General features: G+C 65.4%; 22 protein-coding genes and 1 pseudogene. 9 read left to right on the top strand and 14 right to left on the bottom strand.

Annotated features, from left to right (window positions below; translation table 11 throughout):
* Nucleotides 1-54 precede the first annotated feature (54 nt).
* The 4 genes and pseudogenes from DS839_RS22835 to DS839_RS36995 all read left to right on the top strand — a co-directional run bounded on the left by DS839_RS22835 (nt 55) and on the right by DS839_RS36995 (nt 2,162).
* Entirely contained in the window at nt 55-1,017 is a 963-nt protein-coding gene (locus DS839_RS22835; protein ID WP_119272799.1) for a LysR substrate-binding domain-containing protein, read from the top strand.
* 44 nt (nt 1,018-1,061) lie between these two features.
* On the top strand, nt 1,062-1,589 hold the full coding sequence (locus DS839_RS22830) for a MarR family winged helix-turn-helix transcriptional regulator (RefSeq protein WP_119272798.1): 528 nt from the start codon (nt 1,062-1,064) through the stop codon (nt 1,587-1,589).
* 74 nt (nt 1,590-1,663) lie between these two features.
* Nucleotides 1,664-1,942: pseudogene (locus tag DS839_RS37000) on the top strand (DUF417 family protein); the annotation flags it as partial.
* 73 nt (nt 1,943-2,015) lie between these two features.
* A complete protein-coding gene (locus DS839_RS36995) occupies nt 2,016-2,162 on the top strand; it encodes a DUF417 family protein (protein ID WP_368911872.1) in 147 nt (48 codons plus the stop codon).
* A 2-nt stretch (nt 2,163-2,164) separates the two neighbouring features.
* On the opposite strand, the gene DS839_RS22820 is transcribed toward DS839_RS36995, so the two are convergent.
* From DS839_RS22820 to DS839_RS22810, 3 genes are read right to left on the bottom strand one after another with little or no spacing between them, the layout of a single operon-like run.
* Nucleotides 2,165-4,288 (bottom strand): xanthine dehydrogenase family protein molybdopterin-binding subunit, encoded by a 2,124-nt coding sequence (locus DS839_RS22820; RefSeq protein WP_119272797.1) that lies wholly within the window; start codon nt 4,286-4,288, stop codon nt 2,165-2,167.
* Nucleotides 4,285-5,259 (bottom strand): FAD binding domain-containing protein, encoded by a 975-nt coding sequence (locus tag DS839_RS22815; protein ID WP_119272796.1) that lies wholly within the window; start codon nt 5,257-5,259, stop codon nt 4,285-4,287. The genes DS839_RS22820 and DS839_RS22815 overlap by 4 nt, the downstream gene beginning before the upstream one ends.
* 3 nt (nt 5,260-5,262) lie before the next feature.
* Nucleotides 5,263-5,757: a (2Fe-2S)-binding protein gene (locus DS839_RS22810; protein ID WP_119272795.1), complete on the bottom strand. Its 495-nt coding sequence runs from the start codon at nt 5,755-5,757 to the stop codon at nt 5,263-5,265.
* Nucleotides 5,758-5,875: 118 nt separating this feature from the next.
* Here DS839_RS22810 and DS839_RS22805 point away from each other — a divergent pair, with 118 nt between their 5' ends.
* Both DS839_RS22805 and DS839_RS22800 read left to right on the top strand, forming a co-directional pair.
* Entirely contained in the window at nt 5,876-6,223 is a 348-nt protein-coding gene (locus DS839_RS22805) for a winged helix-turn-helix transcriptional regulator (protein ID WP_119272794.1), read from the top strand.
* A 120-nt stretch (nt 6,224-6,343) separates the two neighbouring features.
* Nucleotides 6,344-6,820 carry a nuclear transport factor 2 family protein gene (locus DS839_RS22800; RefSeq protein WP_119272793.1) on the top strand — a complete coding sequence of 159 codons (477 nt, stop codon included), beginning with the start codon at nt 6,344-6,346 and terminating at the stop codon, nt 6,818-6,820.
* Here the strand turns inward: DS839_RS22800 and DS839_RS22795 are convergent.
* The 7 genes from DS839_RS22795 to DS839_RS22765 form a co-directional block, all read right to left on the bottom strand.
* Nucleotides 6,817-7,506: an RraA family protein gene (locus DS839_RS22795; protein WP_119272792.1), complete on the bottom strand. Its 690-nt coding sequence runs from the start codon at nt 7,504-7,506 to the stop codon at nt 6,817-6,819. The genes DS839_RS22800 and DS839_RS22795 overlap by 4 nt on opposite strands.
* Nucleotides 7,503-8,657, bottom strand: a complete 1,155-nt coding sequence (locus tag DS839_RS22790) for an alpha-hydroxy acid oxidase (protein ID WP_119272791.1) — start codon at nt 8,655-8,657, stop codon at nt 7,503-7,505. The genes DS839_RS22795 and DS839_RS22790 overlap by 4 nt, the downstream gene beginning before the upstream one ends.
* Complete coding sequence (locus DS839_RS22785) at nt 8,654-9,517, bottom strand: amidohydrolase family protein (RefSeq protein WP_119272790.1); 864 nt, start codon at nt 9,515-9,517, stop codon at nt 8,654-8,656. Before DS839_RS22785 ends, DS839_RS22790 begins: the two co-directional genes overlap by 4 nt.
* A gap of 15 nt (nt 9,518-9,532) precedes the next feature.
* Nucleotides 9,533-10,261 (bottom strand): SDR family NAD(P)-dependent oxidoreductase, encoded by a 729-nt coding sequence (locus tag DS839_RS22780; RefSeq protein ID WP_119272789.1) that lies wholly within the window; start codon nt 10,259-10,261, stop codon nt 9,533-9,535.
* 1 nt (nt 10,262) lies between these two features.
* Nucleotides 10,263-11,270 (bottom strand): ABC transporter permease, encoded by a 1,008-nt coding sequence (locus tag DS839_RS22775; protein WP_119272788.1) that lies wholly within the window; start codon nt 11,268-11,270, stop codon nt 10,263-10,265.
* Nucleotides 11,267-12,778 (bottom strand): sugar ABC transporter ATP-binding protein, encoded by a 1,512-nt coding sequence (locus tag DS839_RS22770; RefSeq protein WP_119272967.1) that lies wholly within the window; start codon nt 12,776-12,778, stop codon nt 11,267-11,269. Before DS839_RS22770 ends, DS839_RS22775 begins: the two co-directional genes overlap by 4 nt.
* A gap of 221 nt (nt 12,779-12,999) precedes the next feature.
* A complete protein-coding gene (locus DS839_RS22765; protein WP_119272787.1) occupies nt 13,000-14,103 on the bottom strand; it encodes a substrate-binding domain-containing protein in 1,104 nt (367 codons plus the stop codon).
* Nucleotides 14,104-14,204: 101 nt separating this feature from the next.
* On the opposite strand from DS839_RS22765, the gene nanR reads away from it, so the two are divergent.
* The 3 genes from nanR to DS839_RS36620 all read left to right on the top strand — a co-directional run bounded on the left by nanR (nt 14,205) and on the right by DS839_RS36620 (nt 16,461).
* On the top strand, nt 14,205-14,951 hold the full coding sequence (gene nanR / locus DS839_RS22760) for a transcriptional regulator NanR (protein WP_119272786.1): 747 nt from the start codon (nt 14,205-14,207) through the stop codon (nt 14,949-14,951).
* Nucleotides 14,944-16,041 (top strand): Ldh family oxidoreductase, encoded by a 1,098-nt coding sequence (locus DS839_RS22755; protein WP_162918739.1) that lies wholly within the window; start codon nt 14,944-14,946, stop codon nt 16,039-16,041. The genes nanR and DS839_RS22755 overlap by 8 nt, the downstream gene beginning before the upstream one ends.
* Nucleotides 16,042-16,284: 243 nt before the next feature.
* On the top strand, nt 16,285-16,461 hold the full coding sequence (locus DS839_RS36620) for a hypothetical protein (RefSeq protein WP_162918738.1): 177 nt from the start codon (nt 16,285-16,287) through the stop codon (nt 16,459-16,461).
* Between the two features lie 15 nt (nt 16,462-16,476).
* Here the strand turns inward: DS839_RS36620 and nadC are convergent, their stop codons facing one another.
* From nadC to DS839_RS22735, 4 genes are read right to left on the bottom strand one after another with little or no spacing between them, the layout of a single operon-like run.
* Nucleotides 16,477-17,325: a carboxylating nicotinate-nucleotide diphosphorylase gene (gene nadC, locus DS839_RS22750; protein ID WP_368911871.1), complete on the bottom strand. Its 849-nt coding sequence runs from the start codon at nt 17,323-17,325 to the stop codon at nt 16,477-16,479.
* The gene (locus DS839_RS22745; protein WP_119272783.1) at nt 17,319-18,869 is read right to left on the bottom strand and encodes an L-aspartate oxidase; all 1,551 of its coding nucleotides are present in this window, start codon (nt 18,867-18,869) and stop codon (nt 17,319-17,321) included. Before DS839_RS22745 ends, nadC begins: the two co-directional genes overlap by 7 nt.
* Nucleotides 18,866-19,846 carry a quinolinate synthase NadA gene (nadA, locus tag DS839_RS22740; RefSeq protein WP_119272782.1) on the bottom strand — a complete coding sequence of 327 codons (981 nt, stop codon included), beginning with the start codon at nt 19,844-19,846 and terminating at the stop codon, nt 18,866-18,868. Before nadA ends, DS839_RS22745 begins: the two co-directional genes overlap by 4 nt.
* A gap of 58 nt (nt 19,847-19,904) precedes the next feature.
* Complete coding sequence (locus DS839_RS22735) at nt 19,905-20,840, bottom strand: NUDIX hydrolase (RefSeq protein ID WP_119272781.1); 936 nt, start codon at nt 20,838-20,840, stop codon at nt 19,905-19,907.
* Nucleotides 20,841-20,877: the final 37 nt, after the last annotated feature.

Raw genomic sequence — 20,877 nt, 5'->3', positions numbered from 1 at the left:
GCGGACAAATGACATCTCTTGATCTTCGGATGAATATAATTCATCTGAAAGAGCATGGTCGGGCAAAAGCATATCGCAGGCCTTCCCTGGACGGCGCTCCGGGCCTTCGAGGCCGCCTCGCGGCTCGGCAGCTTCAAGGCGGCGGCGCAGGAACTCACCCTCACGCCGACTGCGATCAGCCATCAGATCCGGCGGCTCGAAACCCATCTCGGCGCCAGCCTGTTCGAGCGTCTGCATCGCGGCTTGCGCCTCACGCCCACGGGAAAAGTTCTGGCGCGCGACGTGCAGAAGCTCTTCGCCGGCCTCGAAAACAGTCTCGAACGGCTCATGCGCGAGGGACGGGCGAAGGAAGCGCGGGCGCTCAGCGTGAGCGTCGTCCCCTCGCTCGCTTCGAAATGGCTGGCGCCGCGCCTCCATGGCTTCCAGAGCCGGCATCCGCAGATCGGCCTCAGGATTGTTTCCGACGAGGTGCTGGTCGATTTCAAGCGCGACCGCGCGGTCGACATCGCGCTTCGTTATGGCCCCGGCACGGCGGCGAAAGGCCTATATGCCGAGCGGCTGTGGCCCAAGGTCGAGATCATCGCGGTCTGCCGGCCCGATATCGCCAAGGACATCGCGCCAGGCTTGCCCGATCGTCTTAAGCGGCAGTCGCTCCTGCGCACCGCGCCGCCGCGGGCACGATCGCCGACGGGCCGGTTGCCGCATGTACCGGACTGGACGGACTGGCTCAGCGCCGCAGGGATCGCGCTCGATGCCGACAGGCGCAAGGCGCTCGACGGTCCCGTCTTCAACACCACCCAGCTTGCCGTCGAAGCGGCGGTCGCCGGCCGCGGCGTGGCACTCGCTCCGCATGTCCTCGTCGAAGCCGATATCGCCTCCGGCCGCCTGGTGCGTCTGTCCTCGACCAGGCTCGCCGATCCCAACAGCTTCTGGCTCCTGTGCCGTGCCGACCGGTTCAAGGACAGCCGGATCCAGGCCTTCGTCAAATGGATCAGGCAGGAGGCGGGCAGAACATAGCTCATGAGGGTTGATTAATTGATTGACTCAAGCAATAATATGGAATGAGCGACGACGGACGGACCGGCAACCTGGTCGGCGCGCTGGTGATCGCCCTCGGCGATGCCCTGCGCGTCGATCTCGAAACAGCCTCAGGGCGCGGTATCAGTGCCTGTGCGGCATTGGCCACGGCCTTGGCCTATCCGGGCGAGTCGGTCGATGCCTTGCGCCGCACCCTGGGACTCTCGGCGGCGGGGGCGACCCGGCTGGTCGATGGCTTGCAGGCGGACAAGCTCGTGGAGCGTCGCGCCGAATTGGAGGACGGGCGGTCGCGCGCGGTCGTGCTGACCGATGCCGGACGCAAGCAAGCCAAAGCGGTCCTTGCGGCTCGGCGTGCCGTGCTGGCGCGCGCCTTGGCGCCGCTCTCCAAGCGGGAACGCGGCGAACTGGCACGGATGCTCAATGTGATGCTGGCGGCGCTGACGCCCGACCGGCAGACCTGCGATCGCATTTGCCGGCTGTGCGACGTCAGCCGCTGTCCGCAGGACAATTGCCCGGTCGAGCTTGCGGCTCTGCGGGCGGAAAGAGCCTGACAGCGGTCGCAAGGAACGCCGCGCCGCCCTGAGCGGACGGTTTCATTGTTTGTGCAGTTGATAGGAGAATTCCCATGACACGATCTGCGGACTCACGCACCAGCCGCGATGCTTCTCGCCTCACTGCGGACTGGCTGATCGATGGCGGCCGATGGATTGCGCTCATCGGCGTCATACTGGTGCTCTTGCTGATCGGGGGACTGAAGTTCACGCAAATCGAGATCGACGGTTTGAAGCCAATCATCGGCGGAACGCCGTGGCTCGCCTGGATGTATCCGGTGCTGGGCGAAGCCGGCGCCTCCTATCTGCTTGGCGTCGTCGAGCTTGCGACCGCGGCTTTGCTTGCCCTTTCACCCTGGTCGCGGCGCGCCGGCATCGTCGGCGGCGCGCTGGCGAGCCTCACATTTCTTTGTGACCTCGACCGTGATGCTGGCGGTCCCGATCTGGGAAGCGGGCACGGGCGGATTTCCCTGGCTCAATCCGATGGGGCAATTCCTGATCAAGGACGTGGCGCTGCTCGGCATCGCCCTGGGAATTCTCGGTGAAAGCCTCAAGGGCCACAGCGCCCCCTGATATCACATCTTGTCCATCAGATGCTCCGGCCTGATCGGCATCTCGCGCACGCGCACGCCGGTCGCATGGAAGACGGCATTGGCGATGGCGGCGCCGATGCCAATGGCGCCGAGCTCGCCAATGCCGCGCGCCCCCAAGGGGCTCGCATGGGGATCGAAATCATCGACGAAATGCGCATCGATCCCGCTTACATCGGCATTCACCGGCACGAGGTAGCCTGAGAGATTCTTCGACAGGAAGCGCCCGAGGCGCGTGTCCATCTCCGAGCGCTCGAGCAGCGCCTGGCCGATGCCCCAGATGATGCCGCCGGTCATCTGGCTCCTGGCGGTCCTCGGATTGAGGATGCGTCCGGCATTATAGACGCCGAGCGCCCGGGTGACGCGCGGTATCGGGATATCGGGATCGATACGCACTTCGGCGAAGATCGCGCCGAAGCTGAAGACGGTGGGCGCTGCAGGATCCGCTTCCGGCACCCAGGCGCCGTCGGCGCTCAAGCGCTCCCCACCCAAGGCGGCCAGCGCGCCCGCATAGCCGTCGGGCCCATTGGCGCCGGCTTGCGTGAGAAGGGTCTTCAGCTTCTCCGCCGCGTCCTCGACCGCCGAGCCCACGCTCATGGTGTTCGAGGATGCGCCATTGAACGAAGCGGCGGGCAACGCGGTATCGCCGATCGCCAGGCTGACGGATGCGACGGGCACATCGAGCACGCTCGCCGCGATCTGGGGCAGGATGGTGCTGAGGCCCTGACCGACATCATGGGCAGCGGTCTCGACCAGCACATGACCCTGGCGATCGATACTCACCCGCGCGTTGGACGGAAAGCGGAAGGCGCGCAAGGCGGCACTCGCCATGCCATAGCCCACGAGCTCGCTTCCATCGCGCATGGACTTCGGTGCCATGCTGCGCTTTGCCCAGCCGAAACGCCTTGCGCCTTCCTCATAGCATTCGCGGAGCTTGTTCGAGGAAAAGGGCCGGCCATCGGCCGGATCGGCCTTGGCATAATTCCTGAGCCGCAGGTCAAGCGGATCCTGGCCCAGCTCATAGGCAAGCTCGTCCATGGCGATCTCGACGGCGACGAAACCGACGCCGCCAAAGGGCGAGCGCATGGCCGCGGGGCTCAGGCGGTCGAGCTTGCGCCGGCGATGACTGATCTTGAAATTAGGCGTCGCATAAAGCGCGTAAGTGTCCCAGCCGGCGGCCTCGATATATTCGCCGATATGAGCACCGGCCGCGATCGTGTCATGGCGAAGGCTGGTGAGCGTGCCGTCGGCCGTGGCGGAGAGCGCCACGGTCTGGCGCGTCGCCGGCTGATAGCCATGGGCGGTGTAGGATTGCGCCCTTGTCAGCACCAGCTTCACCGGCCGTTCGAGCGCGCGCGCCGCCATGGCGGCGAGAAGCGTGTGCGGCGCGCCCCAGATCTTGCCGCCAAAGCCGCCGCCGACGAAACCCTGCCGGACGCGGATCTTCTCGGGCGCCATGCCAAAGGCTTGCGCCAGCACCTGGCGCTGCTCCGACACGCCCTGAACGGCATCATGGAGAACGAGCTCACCGTCGCGCCAGTCCGCCATAGTCGCCACGGGCTCGATCGCATTGTGATGGCGGTCGGAAGTTACGTAGGTGCTTTCGATTTTGGCGTCGGCCTTGTCCCAGGCCGCCCCGACATCGCCCCAGGCCGTATCGAGCGGCAGGCCGAAGAACTGCGTCACCGGCTCGGCAAGCTCCGCACCGGCCTGGAAGTCGGTATCGAAGGGCTCGTCGCGATAGGCGACATGGACAAGCCTCGCCGCTTCCGTCGCCTGTTCCAGTGTCTCGGCGACCACCAGCGCCACCGGCTGGCCTTCATAGAGGACGCGATCGTCCTGCAATGGCGGCAAATTGGCATCGGCCAGGACGACATTGACGGGGGCGAGTTTGGGCGCGTTCTCATGGGTGAAGATATGGATCACGCCCGGTGCCGCGGCAGCGCTGCGCGTATCGATGGCGATGATGCGGGCCTTGGGACGCGTCGATCCGACGATCACCGCATGCGCGACACCGGCCACGGGCGTGTCGGCGGCGTAGAGCGCGCGGCCCGTCACCTTGGCCGGACCGTCACGCCGGCTCAGAGCTTCTCCGATTGCGCCTTTCATGATTTCTCTCCCGCGATCCTGATCGCCTTGATGGCCGCCCTGAGAGCAAGTTCCGTCTTGAAGCCATTGTGGCGGCCGGGCCGGGCAGCGGCGAAATCGCCGGCCAAAGCCCGCCGCAAGGCCTCGTCGTCGGTAAGCGCGACACCTGCCAAAGCCTTCTCCGCCCGGCGAAGGCGCCAGGGTTTTGGCGCGACGCCGCCCAGCGCCAGGCGCACCTCACGGATATGGCCATTCTCGACGACGAGGCCGGCGGCGACCGAAACGAGCGCGAATTCATAGGATCGGCGTTCCCGGATTTTGAGATAATGCGAATGTCGCGCCGTTTCCGAGGCCGGCACATGAATGGCGGTGATCAACTCTCCGTGACGCAGCGCCGTCTCGCCCGTGGTCCCGTAGAAATCGGCAAAAGCGATGCTGCGCGTCCCCTGCAACCCCTCGACATGGATCGTGGCGTCGAGAGCGGCGAGCGCTACGGCGAGGTCGGAGGCGTGGGGTGCCACACAGTCTTCGGTCCAGCCGAAGATCGCGGCGAAGCGGTCTTGTCCGGCGAGCGCCGCGCAGCCGCTACCGGCCTTGCGCTTGTTGCAGGGGAGCTCGACCTCGGCGCGAAAATAGGGGCAGCGGTTGCGCTGCATCAGATTGCCGCCAAGAGTCGCCATGTTGCGGAGTTGGGGCGAGGCGCTCTTGACGAGAGCTTCGGCGATCGCCGGATAATCGCGCCTCACCGCGGCGTGGCCGGCGGCATCGCTCATGCGGGCGAGGGCGCCGAGCGTGAGGCCCTTGGCATCGGCTGCAATGCGGTCGAGGCCGGCAAGGCCGCCGATATCGACAAGGCGGCGAGGGGCTGCGATGCCTTCCTTCAGCCAGTTGACGAGCTCGGTGCCGCCGGCGAGCGGCACGGCGCCCTTGTGCGCCAGAGCGGCGATCGCCTTGGGTAAGGTCAAGGCACGTTCATAGGCGAAATCCTGCATGGCTCAGTTTCCTTCCTGGCTCGCGGCCGCGCGCACCGCCGTCACGATCTGCGGATAGGCCGAGCAGCGGCAGAGATTGCCGCTCATGAATTCGCGAATCTCATCATCGGAGCCGGCATGGCCCTCGCGGATCAGCGCCACCGCGGACATGATCTGGCCCGATGTGCAGAAGCCGCATTGGAAGGCATCATGCCCGATAAAGGCGGCCTGCACGGGGTGAAGGACCTCACCCTCGGCCAGGCCTTCGATGGTCGTGATCTCCTTGGCCGTCGCGGCGTGTGCCAGGATCAGGCAGGAGAGCGCACGCCGGCCATCGACATGCACCGTGCAGGCGCCGCATTCGCCGCGATCGCAGCCTTTCTTGCTGCCGGTGAGGCCCAGATGCTCACGCAACGCATCGAGCAGGGTCACGCGGCTGTCGAGAGCGAGCTCATGCACGGCGCCGTTGACAGTGAGGATCGTTGTCCGTGCGGCCGCTTCATCAGGTCCATCCTTCATCGCCACTTCCTCTCTCGCAAAGACATCATGAGAGGCAAAATAAGTCGCGCTTGTCTTTCATCAAGTACCTACTATAAAGTGCAATACATACCTTTCAGTAAGAATTGGGGTTCTGCAGATGAAAGAGCAGCCTTATAGCTGCGGGCTCGGTCCCGCTTTCGAGGTCATCGGCGGCAAGTGGAAGGCGCTCATCCTGTGGGAGGTGAGCGAGAAGCCGCGGCGCTTCGGCGAATTGAAGCGGCTGGTGTCGGGCATCAGCGAGAAGATGCTCATCCAGCAATTGCGCGAGATGGAGGGCGACGGCCTGGTCCGCCGCAAGATCTTCCGCGAAGTGCCGCCGCGCGTCGAATATTCGGTGACGCCGCGCGGCAGCTCGCTCAACAAGGCGCTGGGTCCGCTCGCCGACTGGGGCGAGCAGTTGGAGCGCGAGCGTGAGCGCACCGCCCGCAAACTGGTGCGGGCTTGAGATCACGACTTAGTGTTCTTGTATCAAAGTATGGCGCTGGGCATTTCTGGCACGAAGCGTCAGAGCTGGGAAGGATAAGGAGGCGTCTGTCCGACCAACCCATCCTGGAGCGATAGACGCATGCCGCACGATTTCTCCCGACGCAATGCTCTTCTTCTGCTTTCGACGACAGCTGCTCTCGTGGGCAAACCAACTGACGCGTGGGCTGCACCCGATTTCCGGCCAGCCCTCGAGGCGGCCATTGATGCGTTCTTCGACGGATGGCGATCCGGCGACTGGTCTCCCTTCCTGGCGCGTTGCGCGGACGACTTCACCTTCCAGTTCCCGGTCGGGCCGCAACGTGGGCGTCGCACGGGCACCGAAGGCAAGGCTTCGATCACGGCCTGGTGCAGAGCGCATGCGCAAGCGGGCAATCGCATTACCGAGAGCGCGGTCAGCTTGCGGCTGTTCGACGCCGACTGGGCAGTCATTTGCGACCGGGGCAACGGAGTGATCGAAGGCCAGCCTTATACCGGACTGCATGCGATCTTCATGCGCGCCGGCGCGGCAGGGCAGATCGTGGAGATGCGTGAATATTTCGGCGAGCTTCCCGGTTAGCCGATCTCCACAATCCGATCGGACGTCAAGACCGATTGGATGAAGTCGGGAATTTCGAGGCCGGCTTTCACCTTGGCCTCGAGAGCCGATTCCGCCGCGCGTATTTGCGGCAGCCGGGCGATGACGGCGCTCGCTTGCTGGCGGGGGATGATGACGGGGCCGTCATTGTCGGCCACGACGATATCGCCCGATGCAATCGCGACACCGCCCAAGACGACCGGCAGGCCGACCGTTCCCGGGCCATTGCGGGCCGGTGAGTTGGGCGTAAGGCCTGCGCAATAGACCGGCAGGCCGACGCCCAGAATACCGGTGAGGTCGCGCGCCAGGCCGTCGGTTACGAGACCTGAGAGACCGCGGTTGCGTGCCATGCCCATGAGCAGATCGCCGGTTATGGAAGTGCCGGTGAAGCCGTCGGTCGCGGCCACCAGAATGTCGCCCGGCTGTGCGGCGGCAAGTGCGGCGAAGAGGGCGAGATTGTCCGCCGGACCGCAATGGCAGGTGATGGCCGTGCCGACCAGGACCTGTGACACGGGCGCCAGGGGCTTGATGCAATGATCGAGCGCGCCACGCCCTTCCATCGCATCGACGACATGGCCGGTCATGACCTGGGCGAAGGCCGCAAGCTCCGCGGGGCTGGGCCGCGGGAAATTGCGTCTTATGGTGAGAAGCGGAGGATCCTTGATCATGGCTTGAATACGATGTCCTGGTTGATGTCGGCGACCGCCGAGATGCCGCAGAGGCCCATCACGCGGTCGATCTCGCGGCGATAGATGTCGAGCATGTGCACGACGCCGGCTTCGCCGGCAACGGCGAGGCCCCAGAGTTGCGGCCGGCCGACGAGACAGGCCTTGGCGCCGAGCGCCAGAGCCTTGACGACGTCGCCGCCACGCCTGACGCCGCCATCGATGAGGACCGGAATACGCTCATCCACCGCATCGACGATGGCCGGCAAGGCATCGATGGTCGCGGGCGCGCCGTCGAGCTGGCGGCCGCCATGGTTCGACACGATCAGCCCGTCGATGCCTCGTTCGACCGAAGCCGCCGCCTCATCGGGATGAAGGATGCCTTTGAGGATGAGAGGGCCGGTCCATGTCTTGCGCAGCTCGTCCACGTCCGTCCATGACATGGAGGGATCGAGAAGCGAGGCCATGCGGCCGGCGAGCGTCTTGATATCGGCCGCTTCGCCCGGCCTGACATAATTGCCGAAGGTGACGCGCTTGATCTCGCGGCGCATGCGCCACAGCCATTCGGCCTTGAGCGCCATGCCGGCGAGACCTGAAAGACCGAAGCGCGGCGGTATGGCAAAGCCGTTGCGGATGTCGCGCTCGCGATTGCCGAGCAGCTGGTTGTCGACGGTGAGGACGAGGGCGTCATAGCCCGATTTCGCCGCGCGCTCGGCCAGTTCGCGGGTGAAGCCGCGATCCTTGTAGATGAAGACCTGCATCCATTTGGGCGCATTACCCGCGGCGGCAACGTCCTCGAGCGTCGCGACCGAGCCATGGCTCAGGCAATAGGCGGTGCCCGCGGTCTCAGCCGCGCGCGCAACGCAGCGTTCGCCGTCCGGCCAGAAGAGGCCGGCAAGACCTGTCGGCCCGATGACGACCGGCAGGCTGAGGCGCTTGCCGAACAGAGTGAGCGACAGGTCGCGCGCGGCCGAGCCCGAAAGCGGACGCGGCAGCAACTCGACTTCCTGAAACGCGGCCTCGTTACGCCGGAGCGTATGCTCGTCCTCAGCACCGCCATCGGCGAAATCGAAGACCGGCCGCGGCAAGGCCCGGCGCGCCAAAAGGCGCATCGCATCGATGCTGTAGGCGCGGCGCTGCCAGTCCGGTGTCATTCAGCACTGTCGAGGCGGTAGAAGTCTATGGCGTTGTCGTGGAAGAGCTTGCGCTTCTCTTCGTCGCTTGCACCTTCGACGACCCAGTCGACGATGTCGACCCATTCGGGATAGGTGCCGGCGAGCTCGAGGACATGCCAGTCGCCGCCATACATCACGCGGTCGAAGCCGAAAGTGTCGATCGTATAGGCGATATAGGGCTTGAGCTGCTCGCGCGTCCAGTTCTTGTGGTCGGCCTCGGTCGAAACGCCCGAGATCTTGCAATGGACATTCGGCAGGCCGGCCAGCTCCTTGAGATGCTGGCGCCAGGGATCGAAGATTCCGGCCTTGATCCCGGGCTTGCCGATGTGGTCGAGCACGAAGCGCACCTCAGGGCACTGGCGCACCATCTTGATCACATTGGGCATCTGGTGGTGCAGGATGCAGATGTCGAAAGCGAGATCATGCCGCGCCAGGAGCTTGAGGCCGGCGATGAAGTCGGGCCGGATGCAGAAATCAGGGTCGGCGTGGGTCTGGATCAGCCGGCGCACCGCGCGCAGCACCTTGTTCCGGCGGAGCTGGTCGAGCTCGGCCTCGATCGCCTTGCCGCGCTCGAGTGGGAGCGCCGCCACCATGCCGGCCAGCCGCTTGTCGGTCAGGGCCAGACCCTGGACCCATTCGGCTTCTTCGAGATGCTGCGGGAAATTGACATCGACCTCGACGAAGACGAAGCGGTCGACCTCGACCTTGCCCGCGGCCTTGGTGAAGTCGGCAGGCAGCACCGTTCGTTTCAGCGACGGCGCGTTCTTCGTCCAGTCATAGCCGAAGCGACTCGGGTCGCACAGATGCACATGGCTGTCGACGATCGGAAAATCAGGCACCGGCTTTTTCCTCCCCTACATATAGACGCCGCCATTCACATCGAGCACCGTGCCGCAGACATAGCTTGCCGCATCGGAGCACAGGAAGGCAATCGGCCAGGCGATCTCATGCGCTTCGGCTTTCCGGCCGAGCGGAATGCGCTCGAGATCGACCGGCCGGTCGCGCATCATGGGCGTTGCAACCGAGGCGGGCGCCACGCCATTGACCAGGATGCCCTGTGGCGCGACCTGGCGCGCCAGCCATTTCACCAAGGCATGCACGCCGCCCTTCGAGGCGACATAATGCGGCCCAGCGATGAGGCCGCCCATGCGGCCGGCGAGCGAGCCGATGAAGACGATGCGCCCCGAGCGGCGCGCGATCATGCCCGGCAGGAAGGCGCGCACCGCATGCAAGGGCCCGAGCACATTGACCGCCATGACGCGCTCAAAGCTCTCGTCCCATCCGGGCGCCAGCCAGTCCTCGTCCCAGGGACAGAGCGCGGCATTGAGCACAAGGGCGTCGACGGCGCCGGTTTGGGCGGCGATCCGCTCGATATCGCCGCGCGAGCTTGCATCGGCCGTGAAGCTCTCCGCCTTGCCGCCGGTGCCGCGGATCGTTTCGGCAAGAGATGAGCTGTCCTTGATGTCGACAAGCACGATCTCGGCGCCCAGCGATGCACAAATCAACGCCGTCGCGGCGCCGATGCCTTCGGCAGCGCCGGTGATCAGGATGCGCCGGCCGGACAGAGAATAGGCGTTGTTCATCCTAGGGCTTGCCTGCTGTTGCGACATTGCGCTGCTCGCGGCGGCGATAGGTATAGCCGGCGAGGCCGACGGCAAGGACGAGCATGGCGCCGTTGAAGAGGTTCTCGACAAAGAAGGGGGCGCCGAGCTGGGTGAGGCCCGCCACGGCGACAGCGAGGACCGCGACCGCCAGCACCGTTCCCCATACATTGGGACGTCCCGGGCGGATGGCGGTGGCGCCGAGCAAGGCGCCGGTGAAAGCGGGCAGCATCAGCTCCTGGCCGACGGTGCTCTGGCCGACCTGGAGCTGGGCCTGGAGGATGACGCCGGCAAAGGCCGCCAATGTGCCCGACGCGATGAAGGCCAGGGTCACATAGGTCGTGGCCGAGATGCCGGTGAGCTCGGCGGCGCGCGGGCTGTCGCCGATGATGTAGAGATAGCGCCCGAGCGGCAGGTAGTCGAAAACCACCCACAGCACGAGCGCGATGATCAGCACATAGATGACGGGAAGCGGAATGCCGGCGAGCTTGCCGGACAAGGCGACGAAATCGGCAGGGAGCAGGCCCACCACCTGCATGCCGCCCGTATACCATTGATTGAGCCCGAGCAGCAGCGTGCCGGTGCCGAGCGTCGCGATGAAGGAATTGATCTTGGCGCGGGTGACGAGGATGCCGTTGATCAGCCCGACGACGCTGCCCAGCGCTATGCACAGGACCGCCGCCGCCTGCCAGGGAAGGCCTTGCTGGGTGATGAGCCCGTTGGCCAGCACTTGCGCGATGCCGAGGATCGAGGCGACAGACAGATCATAATTGTTGGAAGCGAGCGGGATCATCACCGCCAGCGCCACCATGGCGTTGATCGAGCGGCTGTTCACCATCGACTGGAAGGTGAAGGCGGTGAGGAAGGTGTCGCCCTTGAGGAGCGAGAAGACGCCGATCAGGATCACCAGGAGGATGGCGAGATTCCACACGGCGAAGAACCGGGTGGCGGTGCTACGGAAATCTGCTCTGCCGGTGATCATGACGCTCATGCCAGTCTCGCTCTGATCTTGCCTTCTTCGGCGCCCGATGCCAATGCCGTGAGCCGCGCCAGCGAGAGCTCGCTGCGCGGCAATTCGGCCGTCACCCGGCCGCGGTCGAAAATAAGGGCGCGATGGCAGATGCCGGCGACCTCCTCGAAATCGGACGAGATCAGGAGCACGGCAAGCCCCTGATCGAGCGCCTCTTCCAGAAGCTGATAGATCTCGGCCTTGGAGCCAACATCGACGCCGAAGGTCGGTTCCTCGAGCACCAGGAGGCGGCAACCCGCTTCCATCCAGCGCGCGACGATGACCTTCTGCTGGTTGCCGCCCGACAGCGTCGCAATGATCCGTTCGGGATCGCGCGGGCGCACCGAGAAGCGGATGAGGGAGTTGAGGCAGCGCTCCTGCTCATGGGCCGGCCGGATCGGCTGCAGCAATCGCATGCCGTTGGTCACCGGATTGACGAACAGGTTCTCCCTCACCGTCATGCTCGGCGCCAGGCTCTCCTCGCGGCGCTTGCTCGACACGAAGCCGATCTGCCGGCGGATGGCCTCCTCGGGCGAGGCAGGTTTCAGCTTCTCGCCCGCGAGCGACAGCGTGCCCGCGGTTATCGCGCTATCGCCGAAGATCGCCCGTCCGATGGCGCGGTGCCCGGCGCCGCGCAGGCCTACAAGGCTTAAAATCTCGCCTTGCGCGATCGAGAAGGAGACAGGGCCCACGCCATCGGCGATGAGACCGTCCACGTCCAAGACCTTGGCGGATGTCTTGGCCGACGGCTTGATGAAGAGCTCGGCCAGCGAGCGGCCGACGATATCATGGACGAGAGCCGACGGTGTGGTATCGGCGATGGCGCATGAGCGCACGCGACGCCCATCGCGCAGGACCGTGACCCGGTCGGCAATGCGGAAGACCTCATCGAGCCGATGCGTGACATAGACGATGCCGACGCCATTGGCGCGCAGGCGCTTGAGGACATCGAGAAGGCGGGTGACGTCGGCTTCCGGCAAGGCGGCGGTGGGCTCGTCGAGGACGAGAAGATCGCATCTGACCGCCATGGCGCGCGCGATGGCGACGATCGACTTGTCGGCGGCGGGGAGATCGCCGACCCGCGCATCGGGATCGACGCCGCCGCCCATGCGCTCCAGCGCATTCACCGCGACGGTCCGCGCCGCGGCCCAGGAGATGAGCCCGTTGCGGCGCGGATAGCCCGCGATCAAGGCGACATTCTCGGCGACGGTCATCGTGTCGACGAGGCCCAGATCCTGATGGATGAAGGTGATGGGCAGCTTCTCGGCCTCAGGATCGACAGGCCGGCCGTCGAGGCGGATCTCGCCGTTATCGGCGCGATGCACGCCGGCAAGGACCTTGATCAGGGTCGACTTGCCGGCGCCGTTCTCGCCGAGCAGTGCATGAACCTCACCGGCGCGGACCTCGAGATCGACCTCATCGAGCGCCAGCGTGCCGGTGAAGCGCTTGGTAAGGCGGGCGATCGCAAGCAGCGGAGGAGATTCCGTCATGATCACATCGAGGCCTCAGCGCCTCAGTAATTTTCCCTTCTCCCGCGCGGTACGCGTGGGAGAAGGTGGCCGAAGGCCGGATGAGGGCTCTTTCGTGAAGCGAGTGAGGTTTTTCAAGAGCATTTGTTTTGCAGACAAAAAGCCCTCACCCGCCCTTCGGGCACCCTCTCCCATTGCTTCGCAACGGGAGAGGGGGAGGGTCGGAGAGGGCATATAACCGCTCAGCCCTTCACGCCCCACAGGTCGAGATAATGCTTCTCGTAATCGTTGCTGGGAATGAAGGTGTTCTTGTCGCCGCCTTCGGCATTGATGTTCTCGGGCGTGACGAGATAGGGCGTCTGGACGAAGCCGCTCGGCGGCTCCTTGTTGAAAGCGCGGTTCAATTCGTCGATCGCCTGATAGGCCTGCATGCCGTAGGGCTCGGATGCGGTGACGAGCTGATACTGGCCACCGGCGCGGATGCGCTCATAGGCCGACTTGTTGCCGTCGGCGGAGACGAGGATGACGTCCTTGGGATCGACGCCGCCAGCCCGCAAGGCGGGGATCTGGAAATCGGCGGTGTAGTCGGCGACCGATGTGATGTAGAGCGGCGTGCCGTATTTCTGCACCCAGGCCGTTACCAGCGCCGGCTGGCGCTGCGCCACTTCGGCGATCGGCGAGTTGGAGAATTCGAGCACCTCGCAGCCCTTGCATTCCTTGATCCGCTCTTCGGTGGCATGCGCCTTGGCGCAGGCGATCGCATATTCGCAATGGCTCGTCACCACGGCCCTCGCCTTGCCGCCCGAATGCATAATGATCCAGTCGGCCTGGGCGCGGCCGATGTCGCGCGGATCCTGCTGGATATTGACGAAGAGGCCGAGCTCGGGCTGCGGTCCCGGAAAGCCCGAAGCGTGGATGCCGACAACGACGATCCCTTTGGATATCGCATCCTTGATCTGGGGCTGCAGGCTTGCCGCATCCGCATCCATCACGATGCCGTCCACTTTGAGCGCGATGGCCTGGTTGACGCCTTCCTGCCAGCCGACCGGGCTGCCGCGGCCGTCGATGATGACGACCTCCCAGCCGATCTTCTTGCCGATATTGGCGATATGCGTGCCCCATTCGCGGGACGCGTCGTTCTGCTGGTTGCTGGAGAGATAGGCGACCTTCTTGGCGGTAGCGAGCTTGGGCGAAGCGGTAGGTCCGCGCCAATCCGATTGCGGTCCGGCAAAGACCTGAACCTCGGCCTTGACCTTGTCCATGAATTCGTCGGCCGCGGCCGGCAATGCCGCGAGCGCGGTGCCAATCGCGAAGGCGGCGGGCAAAATCCAACGCACTATCTTCATGATCTTCCTCCCGTTTCTCCACTGGCGCGGTTTGCGCTCGCGCCTATTGACGATTGTCTTGAGGAAGGTATCTTACTGTCAGACAGTCAGATAGGTCAAGATTGAGCGACGCCCCACTTTTCCCCGCTCCCGCCCGGAGCCCGATCCGCCGCCGCAAGCTCTATGAAGAAGTGGCGCAACGGATCGAGGAGATGATCCACACCGGCCGCTACGCGCCCGGCGACCAGCTTCCCTCCGAGAAGGAGATCATGGAGGAGCTGGGCGTCGGCCGCTCGACGGTGCGCGAAGCAATGCTGTCGCTGCAGAAGATGGGCCTGACCTCGGTCAAGAGCGGCGAGCGGGCGCGGGTGACGGAACCGACGGCGCAAGTGCTGGTCAATGAATTGTCGGGCGCCGCGCGCCTGCTGCTCGCGCAGCCGGGCGGCGTGCAGCGCTTCCAGGAAGCGCGCGCGCTGTTCGAGATCGGGCTGGCGCGCGCCGCGGCGCAATGCGCCAGCGAGGAAGATCTGCATCGGCTCAAGGATACGCTCGACGCCAATTTCCGCGCCATCGGCGATCCGGTCGGCTTCGTGCGCACCGACGTCGCCTTTCACTATGCCATCGCCGTCATCCCGCGGAACACGATCTTCACCGCGCTCTACAATGCCGTCGTCGAATGGCTGACCGAGCAGCGCGAGATTTCCGGCAAGGCGCCGATGTCGCCCGAGCTCGCTTATGCGGCGCATGAGCGGATATTCAAGGCCATCGCCGCCCACGATCCCGTCGCGGCGGAGGCGGCGATGCAGGACCATCTCGACCAGGTCGCCAAGCTCTATTGGCAGGTCAAGGATCAACGGCCCGATGGCTGAATATCCGGGCAGCGAGACCGAGACGCGCGTCATGCCGGGCGAGCTCGCAGGCGTCGTCGCCGCCATCTTCCAGGCCTGCAAGATGGATGAGGCCGATGCCGCCCTTCTCGCCGGGGCCCTTGTGGCCGCCGACCAGCGCGGCATCCACTCGCATGGCACGCTGCGCGTGCCCGACTATGTCGCCAAGCTCACCAAGGGCGGCGTCGATCCGCGCGGGCGCCCGGCGATCGCCTCGCGCAACGGCGCTGCCCTCGTCATCGATGCGAAGAACGCCATGGGACAGATCGCGGCGCATTTCGCGATGTCGGCAGCGATCGAAACGGCGCGCGCGACGCATGTCGCCATCGCCGCGGTCGGCAACAGCAATCATTGCGGCGCCATGGATCATTGGGCGGCGATGGCGCTCTCGCACGGCATGATCGGGATCGCCGCGACCAATGCCTTGCCGACCATGGCGCCCTGGGGCGGGATCGACAAGATCGTCGGCATCAATCCGCTGGCCGTCGCCATACCGGGCGGAGATGAGCCCGCGACCATCCTCGACATCGCCTTCGGCGCGACGGCGCATGGCAAGATCCGGGTCTATCACCAGAAAGGCCATCCGATCCCGGAGGGCTGGGCATACGATGCGGAAGGAAGGCCGACGATCGACGCGGCCCAGGCGATGGCGGGCCTCATCCAGCCGATCGGCGGTCACAAGGGCGTCGGGCTCGGCATCGTCATGGGCATGCTGTCGACGCTGCTTTCCGGTGCCGCCTATGGCAGCGAGCTCGGCAACATGATCGAGGGACCCAAGGCCGGCAAGGACGGGCATGTGTTCATGGCGATCGATGTCGCCGCCTTCCAGCCGCTCGATCGCGTCAAAGAGCGCGCCGACGGGATCAGCCGGCAGATCCAATCGAGCCGGCGTCGCGCCGGGGTCGAGCGCCTCTATCCGCCGGGCCTGCTCGAGGCCGAGTTCGAGCGCCGCTATGCGAGCGAAGGAATCCCGCTCAATGCGGAAACCATCGCGGGAATCCGTCACGCAGCGGATCGGTTCGGCATAGCGCGTGAGGCGGCATGGCTGAATGAGGCCGCACAAACGAGCTGACTCTCGCTCGCGGGTTCTGTTTCCAAAATTCCGCCCGATTGGAAACATCCTGTTACGTTCTGGAAAAATTCCGGAAAACCTCTTCCGATAGAATCGTGCCACGACGCATGTGTGCACCCTGTCTCCACTCTGCATCACAAGCGTGCAGCGCTGATCCCCTTCGGCGCCCACATGGAGGCGCCTCCAACTTTCGACCAACCCCGGAGGCGTCTCCACCTTTCAACGCTAGCGAGGATATCTGCAATGCCTGTCACCGCCGCTCTTCTCTGGTATCTGGTGGCTTTCGAGCCGCAAGGGGGCCTCGCGATGATGCCGACACCCTTTCAAACCGGCGAGCAATGCCAGGCGGCCCTCAGCGAGTTGCAGGCGAGCAACCCTGCCTCGACATGGGACCTCCACTGCCTGGAGCCTGACGAATAGGAAGCGGCCGATCCGTCACGTGCAATCGAGACCGATATCGAGAGCGCGCGTGCTGTGGGTGAGCCAGCCGCAGGAGATCAGGTCGACACCTGTCGCGGCGACAGCGGCGGCCGTCGCGGCGGTGATACCGCCCGAGGCTTCGCTGATCAGGCGGCCATCGATCATGGTCACCGCCTGACGCAAAGTCTCGACCGGCATATTGTCGAGCAGCACCGCATCGGCGCCCAGGGGAAGAAGCTCCTCGAGCTGGGCCAGCGTGTCGACTTCCACTTCGATCTTGACCAGATGACCGGCATGCGCCCTCGCACGTTCGACGGCCGGGCGAATGCCGCCGGCAATGGCGATGTGGTTATCCTTGATCAATATCGCATCGTCGAGGCCGAAACGGTGATTGGCGCCGCCGCCGGCGCGCACCGCATATTTCTCGAGCGCGCGCAGGCCCGGCGTCGTCTTGCGCGTGCAGACGATGCGCGCCTTGTGGCCTTTCACCGCCTTGCAGAGCATCGCCGTGGCGCTGGCGATGCCGCTCATATGGCACAGGAAGTTCAGCGCGGTGCGTTCGGCGGTCAACAGAGCGCGGGCGCTGCCCCGGATGCGGGCCAGGGTCTCGCCGGCCGATACTTCGCTAGCGTCGGCGCATTCCCTGTCCATGACGATCGCGGGATCGACCAGGCGAAAGGCGAGCGCCGCCACGTCGAGGCCGGCGACGATGCCGGGCTCACGGGCGATGAAGGCCATCATCGTCTGCCGGCCTTCCGGTATGATGGCATCGCTGGTGATGTCGCCGGCGCGGCCCAGATCCTCGAGGAGAGTCCGGCGCACCAGATCCTCGAAGATGATGTGTGGCAGGGCCGGGATCATGATTGGGCTTTCCTGACAGGTCGTGGCGTTTCGGTGAGCTCCCGCGCCTGGGCGAAGGCTTCGTCGAGCCGCACTGTGGCGCGCCGGGCCGTGGCGGCGGGGAGCGGAAAATCGGTGCGGTAATGGCCGCCGCGGCTTTCCTCGCGCCTGAGCGCCGCGACGGCGATCATCAGGCCGACCAGAGCCGGATCGGCTGCCGCCGAGTTACTATGAGCGAGCGGCAACAATTCGGTGATGGCCTGACGAAGCGCCGGTCCGTCACGCATGAGCCCGAGGCTTTGCGACACGATCGGCCGCACCGCCGATGCATCGGGCAGGGGTGGGAGGTCTGCGATCTTCGCTCGCCGTATTTTTGTCCGCGGTGATCCCGAGAGGCTTTCCGCGACCTGCTTCGCACAAACGACGGCTTCGGTGAGTGAGTTGCTGGCAAGACGGTTGGCGCCATGCAAGCCCGTGGACGCGACCTCGCCCAAGGCCCAGAGACCCGGCACGGAGCTTCGTCCCGCGGCATCCACGGCAATGCCGCCCATGTGATAATGCACTGCCGGCTTGACCGGCAAAGGCTCGGCCGCCGGATCGAGGCCGGAGGCCTGGCAGAAGGCCGTGATCGACGGAAAGCGTGCCGCGAAACGCGGGCCAAGGCTGTGGCGCGCATCGAGGAAGACCTTGTGGCCGTCGGCGAGGTGCCGCCAGATGGCGCGGGCGACGACATCGCGCGGAGCGAGCTCCGCTCCCGGCACATCGCTCATAAAGCGGTGCCCGGTCTCATCCACCAGCGTGGCCCCTTCGCCACGCACCGCTTCGCTGATGAGCTGCATCGGCCGCGACGGCCCGTCGAGCGCCGTCGGATGGAACTGGATGAATTCGAGATCGGCAAGCGCGGCACCGGCGCGTGCCGCCAAGGCCAGCCCCTGGCCGAAATTGCCCATGGGGTTCGTGGTCTCGAAGAACAATCCGCCGAGACCGCCCGTGGCGAGCACGACGCGACCGGTGCTGAAATGCGCAATGCCCGCATTGGACTGGGCCAGGACGCCGGCAATGGCGCCGTCCTCGACGAGCAAGCGGCGCGCTTCCAGGCCTTCGATGATGGTGATGGAGGGCGAGCGGCGCACCGCCGCGATCAGCGCCCGCATCAGCTCGCGGCCGGTGCCGTCGCCCTCGGCATGGATGATGCGGCGCCGGCTGTGGGCGGCCTCGCGGCCGAGCTCAAAGCGGCCATCGCCCGAGCGATCGAAGCGTACACCTCTCCGGTCCAGCGCGGCGATGGCCTCCGGCGCGGCCTCGACAATGGCGCGGGCCGCGGCCTCATCGCACAGGCCGTCGCCCGCAGCGAGCGTGTCGGCGAGATGAAGAGCGGGATCATCGTCATTACCCAAAGCGGCCGCAAGGCCGCCTTGCGCCCAGCTGCTCGATGCCTGCTCTCCCAGAGGAGCCTTGGTGATCAGGATGACGGGCTCGGGTGCCAGCGAGAGCGCCGTCATCAGCCCGGCGAGGCCGCCGCCGATGATGACGGGACGCCCGTCGAGGTGAATGAGATCCGCGGTCATATTGCCAGCATCCGTTCGACGGCGCGGCGCGCGCCCGCGGCGACCTCGGGGTCGATCGTCACCTGGTGCCGGTTTTCCTCGAGCGCCCGCCTGATGTTCTTGAGCGTGATGCGCTTCATATGCGGGCAAAGATTGCAGGGGCGGATGAAGTCCACTTGCGGATTCTGCACGGCGACATTGTCGCTCATCGAGCATTCGGTCAGCATCGCCACGCGCTTCGGCTGCCGCCGGCTGACATAATCCGCCATCACCGCCGTCGAGCCCGAGAAGTCGGCCGCCGCCACGACCTCGGGCGGGCATTCGGGATGCGCCAGCACGGTGATGCCGGGATAGGCCTCGCGCAGTTCGCGCACCTCATGCGGCGTGAAGCGCTCATGCACCTCGCAATGGCCGTTCCAGGTGATGATCTCGACATCCGTCTCGGCGGCGATGTTGCGGGCGAGATATTCGTCCGGCAGCATGATCACGCGCGGGACGCCGAGCGATTCAACCACCTTGCGGGCATTGCCGGAGGTGCAGCAGATGTCGGATTCGGCCTTCACCGCCGCCGAGGTGTTGACATAGGTGACGATCGGGACGCCGGGATATTGCCGGCGGAGGCGGCGCACATCCTCAGCCGTGATGGATTCGGCGAGCGAGCAGCCGGCCTTGAGATCGGGAATGAGGACCGTCTTCTCCGGATTGAGGAGCTTCGCCGTCTCGGCCATGAAATGGACGCCGGCGAGCACGATCACCTTGGCGTCCGTCGTCATCGCCATGCGGGCGAGCGCCAGGCTGTCGCCGACCAGGTCGGCGACGCAGTGATAGATTTCCGGCGTCTGGTAATTATGCGCCAGGATGACGGCATCGCGCTCGCGCTTGAGGGCGAGGATGGCATCGGCATCTTCGGCGAAGACCGGCCATTCGACGTCCGGGATGACATGGGCGACCTTGGCATGAAGGGATTGGGTGCGCGCAACGCTTTCGATGAGGGTCATGATATTATACTCAGGTTGAGCATTTATGAGATATACTTAAACTGAGTATAAGTGGATGTCAAGGCCGGAGCAGAGGCAGCTTGGTCCCCGCCGCCGCCCGCTCGGCGAGCACTGCCTGGCGGAAGCGGAAGAGCTTGGCGGGCCTGCCGCCGGTCTCGAAGCTCGTCTTGCCGGTTTCCTCGACCAGTTCCTGCTGCTCGATCAGCCGGCGGAAATTCTGCTTGTGGAGGAGGCGCCCGGCGAGCGCCTCGACGCTCTTCTGCAGCTGCAGGAGGCTGAAGGCCTCGGGCATCAGCTCGAAGACGACCGGGCGGTATTTGATCTTGGCGCGCAAGCGGGCAATGCCGGTGGCGAGGATGCGGCGATGGTCGGCCTGCATCGCGAGGCCCGGCACCGCCGCGTTCGCGTCAGACACAGCCTCGGGCACCAGCCCCGCTTCATAGAGAAGCTCATAGCGCTGCAGGACCAGCTCTTCGTTCCACGCTTCGTCGTCGAAGCCGAAGGTGATGGCGGCGCGCTGCCAGCGCTCTTCGCGGGCCGGGCGACTGTCTGCGGCTTGCGCCCATTTGCGCAAGCGCGGCATGAGCAGGGCCGTGAAGATCTCGGGCTCGCCGTTGCGGTGATCCTCCCAGGGAAAATAGCCGTACCAGTTGCGCCATGCCACATCATGCGTGAAGCCGCTGCTGTCGGCGCGCGTCAGTCCCAGATAGCTGATGGAGATGGCGCGCCGTCCTTCCTCCGTCCGGTCACGGTCGGCGAAAGTATAGAGCTGCTCCATATAGCCGATCGGATGGCCGGTCTGCGCCTCGACCCAGGCGCGCAAACCCGATTGCAGCGAGCGGTGGCCGGTCACGAAGGGACCGGAGGGCAAAGCGCGGGCATCGCGGATGGTGAGGATATGTGGCTCGCCGGCAATGACCGCGACGAGGACGGCGATCAGGTCGGCCGCGATCGCCTGAGGCTGGGATTTTGCGGGTTTTGCGGTGTTGGTCATGGGCAATGCCCATAGTTGCCCGGTCAGCTTGAGTCTT

The organism is Taklimakanibacter deserti, from assembly GCA_003574785.1.
The sequence above is the reverse complement of the archived record's forward strand: the minus strand, read 5'-3'. Positions and strand labels throughout refer to the sequence as shown.